The following is a 3410-nucleotide window of genomic DNA, read 5'->3' as shown; positions in this document are numbered from 1 at the left end:
CTCGCGTCCTTCTTTCCCACGGTTTCCCAAGGCGAGCTCACGGGCACAGCGCAAACGCCGCTGGAGGTGGGGCTATGCGCGACGGACGGCAGTACGGTCCCGGTTGAACTGATCCGGCACAGCATGCTCTATGCCGGCAAGCAACACCAGGTTCTTGCCGTGCGCGATATCCGCGGCCGCAAGCGGGCAGAGGAAGAAATTCATTTCCTTGCCCACCACGATCCCTTGACCAAGCTTCCAAACCGCACGAGCTTCAACGAAAAGCTCGAGGCCGAGTTTGCGACGCATCGCAGCGCAGAACGGTGCCTTGCCGTCCTCTTCCTCGATCTCGACCGCTTCAAGGAGATCAACGACCTCTTCGGCCATCTCGTCGGAGACGCCGTGCTGCAGTGTGTGGCCGAGAAGATCAGTGCCGTCCTTAAGCCAGGGCAGATGGTTGCGCGCTTGGGCGGCGACGAGTTCGCTGTGATCGTTCCCGGTCTGCCGAGCGCCGCCTATGCAACGCGCACCGCTGAAGCCATCCTGGACGCATTCAATGACACAGGGGCCAACCTGCCCGCCGGCGTCACCATCGGCACCAGCATCGGCATTGCTGTGTTCCCGAACGATGCAGCCGATCGGGAAACGCTTCTGAGCCATGCCGATGCCGCGCTCTATGAGGCCAAAATGCAGGGGCGGGGCGTCTATTGCGTTTTCGAGCCGTCCATGGGTGAGCATCTGCGCGATCGGCGCCAGTTCGAGCACGACGTCCGTCATGCGATCTCGCGCAAGGAACTCCGCCTCGTCTATCAACCGCAGGCGGAACTCCTGTCCAACGAGATCTTCGGTTTCGAAGCGCTGCTCCGGTGGGATCATCCGGAACGGGGCGCCGTTCCGCCGGCGGTGTTCATCCCGATCGCGGAGGAGTGTGGCGCCATTCTGAAGATCGGTGAATGGGTGCTGCGGACCGCCTGCGCCGAAGCGGCTAGTTGGCAACAACCGCTAGCAATCAGCGTCAACGTTTCGGCCATGCAACTCCATGGCGGGAATTTGCCCGAGCTGGTCGGGGCGATTCTGAAAGAGACCGGTCTCGATCCGTCCCGCCTCGAGCTGGAAATTACGGAAACTTGCCTGATCAAGGACATTGGGCGCGCGCTCGCCGCGCTGCGCCAGCTCAAAAGCCTTGGGGTCCAAATCGCCATGGATGATTTCGGCACCGGATACTCGTCGCTGTCGAATTTGCGGGCCTTCCCTTTCGATAAGATCAAAGTCGACCAGTCTCTAGTGCGGGCGGTGGATAGCAGCGATGAGGCGGCTGCCGTCATGCGTGCGGTCTTTGGGCTCGCTCGGGGCCTCAAGCTCCCGGTCCTGGCTGAGGGCGTCGAAACGGACGCGGAGCTGACCTTCCTGCGGCAAGAGGCCTGTGATGCGATCCAGGGTTACCTACTTGGCCGACCCTGCCCGATTTCCGACTTCGCTCAGCATACGAGCCGCAAAGGCGGGACGCCCGCTTCCCGACGGCTGGGCAACCAAGAACTGCGCCTGGTCAAGAACAGCGCGGCGTAGTGCAGAAGCGGGTCACACGTTCGTACTCGCGCGTTCGGGGATGGGTGCATTGTTCCTCAGGTCAGGCGCGAGCGGAGGTCGCTATCGGGTTCGACCGTGGTCATGTCCGAAATATGCGACAAGTTTCGGATACCTGGCCTGGAAGCCTCTCGTTCAACTCGTCCTGCGCACCCGATGCGGCCGTTCGCGACAGGCGCTGGCACGCTCCGAAACACAAATCCCCTAGGCGCTCGTTTACGGCTCGCGGGTTCCTGCATGAGTTCTCGCGCCACCGCAAGCGCACCGGAAGGTGCTCACAGCGCCTTCCGGTGACTGCAGCCGTCGGTGCATTCCGCCAAGAAGGCCAGCTGTATCGGTCGCGCGCCCGAGACAACGTAACACCTAGCGATGTCAACGGAAGGAAGCGCCAATAGTCCAGGACTTTCTTTTGGAAGCTCCCGATCTCCGCGTGCCGTAACAGGTAGAAGGCCCTGCGCCTGCGGGCAGCCTTCATTGGCGACCCCGATTTAGGCAACGCCGGGCGTAGCCCGCTCGCGCAAATTTCATGTGGGCTTCATAAATCCGTTGCGACGGTTTCGTACCTTCAGGAGACGGCTTTGCTCTGAGGCCGCCCCTGGAAAAGGATGGAAAAATGTCCAAGCTCCCTGGCAAGACCGAAACGATCGAAACCTTCGAATCCCCCGCCTTCGACCCGTCCGCGGCTGCCGAGCAAGTTCGCGCTGTTGTCGACCAGGGCCTTGAGCAGTCGAAGCAGGCACTTTCCAAATTGAGTTCGGCAGCCGAAACGACACAAAGGGCTTTTGAGTCGACCTTTGAAACAGCCACGACGACCGGCAACGAGGTGTCCCTGAAGATGATTGCCGCTCTGCGCGCCAATACCGAAGCCGGCTTCACGCACCTTGAAGCGCTGGTTGCCGTGAAGTCGCTGTCCGAGTTCATCGAACTGCAGACCGCTTTCCTTCGCGAACAGGTGGAAAAGTTTGCCGAGCAGGCCAAGGGTTTCCAGGTTGTGATGATGAGGGCTAGCGAGGACATGTCCAAGCCGATCAAGGATGCCTTTGAGAAGGCTTTGAAGGAACGCAGGGCCGCCTGATGGTTGCGTTGCAAATTTTTGGCAGGGCGAAAGACCGTCTTTTGCTGGGCGCGATTCAGGCGATTGCCTCAAAGTGGATGTTTGAATCACCGACGAAGCCCGTAGCCACATCACAATCGATTCATCGACCGCAAGACGGTCTCTAGTCACCGCGTCATAGAAACATGAGCCGCCCAGCTTGCGCAATGATTTGTGTCGCTCAACCAGCTCGTCGAACTCGTCGCTGCGATCAGGGCGCACGACAGAATTGGCTGCCGCCATGCTGGCGATCAACCCGTCCCGGCCAAGGGAGGTTGCGATCGCGGATGCGAAACTGGTGTTGCTTTCACGGGCAGACAGAAACGCCGCGCAGCCGAGCTTGAGATGATCGCGGCCACCCCATCGAGAACGTCAGCCTCTTTCAGGCGGCGCTCCTTTCGGCTGATTTCGGCCTTGCGACGGTTGCTGCCGATCAGCCTAGAAAACATGTCGACCGCAAGATCGGTGATCGCTGCTTGCCTTTCGATGACGAAAGCGGTCAGCGTGGCGTAGTGACGCTCGGATGAAGCATGCTGAGTCAAACGACAAGCAAGAATCTGGGCTCCACCCAGGTGATGTCTTCGAAGGCAAAGTGAGCCGGCTCGGGTCTGGGTCTCGTCTGCAAAACACCTGTGGCCGCATTCGTCGGAGGCAAAAGAGTTTCTCTCAATTTTGCCAGCCGCCACGGTTCAGTCGAGATTACATGCGAGACGGCCGATAACGGAAAGCAAAGGCTCGCAAAAAATGAGTAGAG

3 protein-coding genes are annotated in these 3410 nt (G+C 60.0%); 2 read left to right on the top strand and 1 reads right to left on the bottom strand.

The window, feature by feature from the left end; translation table 11 throughout:
* Together EOA24_RS31460 and EOA24_RS31455 are read left to right on the top strand one after the other, a co-directional pair.
* Positions 1 to 1545, top strand: a 1545-nt coding sequence (locus EOA24_RS31460; RefSeq protein ID WP_127410461.1) for an EAL domain-containing protein, incomplete at its 5' end; no start/stop codon positions are given.
* Between the two features lie 631 nt (positions 1546 to 2176).
* The gene (locus EOA24_RS31455) at positions 2177 to 2638 is read left to right on the top strand and encodes a phasin (RefSeq protein WP_127410462.1); all 462 of its coding nucleotides are present in this window, start codon (positions 2177 to 2179) and stop codon (positions 2636 to 2638) included.
* A gap of 269 nt (positions 2639 to 2907) precedes the next feature.
* Here the strand turns inward: EOA24_RS31455 and EOA24_RS41960 are convergent, their stop codons facing one another.
* On the bottom strand, positions 2908 to 3342 hold the full coding sequence (locus tag EOA24_RS41960; RefSeq protein ID WP_189354389.1) for a hypothetical protein: 435 nt from the start codon (positions 3340 to 3342) through the stop codon (positions 2908 to 2910).
* Positions 3343 to 3410: the final 68 nt, after the last annotated feature.

Source organism: Mesorhizobium sp. M2A.F.Ca.ET.039.01.1.1 (assembly GCF_003998035.1).
In the GTDB taxonomy this organism is placed as follows: Bacteria; Pseudomonadota; Alphaproteobacteria; order Rhizobiales; family Rhizobiaceae; genus Mesorhizobium.
Note: the sequence above shows the minus strand (reverse complement) of the source record. Positions and strands in the feature narration are given on the sequence as shown.

Coding starts and splice junctions, on each gene's coding strand:
- EOA24_RS31455 (WP_127410462.1), top strand. CDS start 2,177: ATGTCCAAGCTCCCTGGCAAGACCGAAACGATCGAAACCTTCGAATCC.